Annotated in this window: 1 protein-coding gene; it reads right to left on the bottom strand. The window is 75.7% G+C overall.

The features are described 5' to 3' along the window. On the bottom strand, positions 1 to 366 hold a 366-nt coding region (locus ACLBXP_RS25325; protein ID WP_447670597.1), incomplete at its 3' end, for an aminotransferase class IV. Between the last annotated feature and the right edge of the window lies 1 nt (position 367).

The following is a 367-nucleotide window of genomic DNA, read 5'->3' as shown; positions in this document are numbered from 1 at the left end:
GGCGGTGGGACGGCGGAAGGGCGAGAGCGTCGCGCGCACGCCGGAGGGCAGCGGCATCGGCGCGTCGTAGAGGCTGAGGCACCAGTTCGTGCTCGCGGGATCGGAGCGCACGCCGCCGCCGAACCCGTCCTCCGCCCAGTACATCGGGCGGATGTAGAGCTCGGCGTCGCGGGGGAACCGGGCGAGGCCGTCGCACACCAGCTCGGCCCAGCGGCCCTCGGAGACCTTCGGCTCCAGGCCCATGGCGCGCGCCGAGCGGTTGACCCGGGCGAGGTGCCGGACGAGGTCGGGCGTCACCCCCTCGAAGGCCCGGGCCCCGTCGAACACGGTGGAGCCGAGCCAGGCGCCGTGGGTGCGCGGACCCATC

This window comes from Methylobacterium sp. A54F (genome assembly GCF_053346035.1).
The sequence above is the reverse complement of the archived record's forward strand: the minus strand, read 5'-3'. Positions and strand labels throughout refer to the sequence as shown.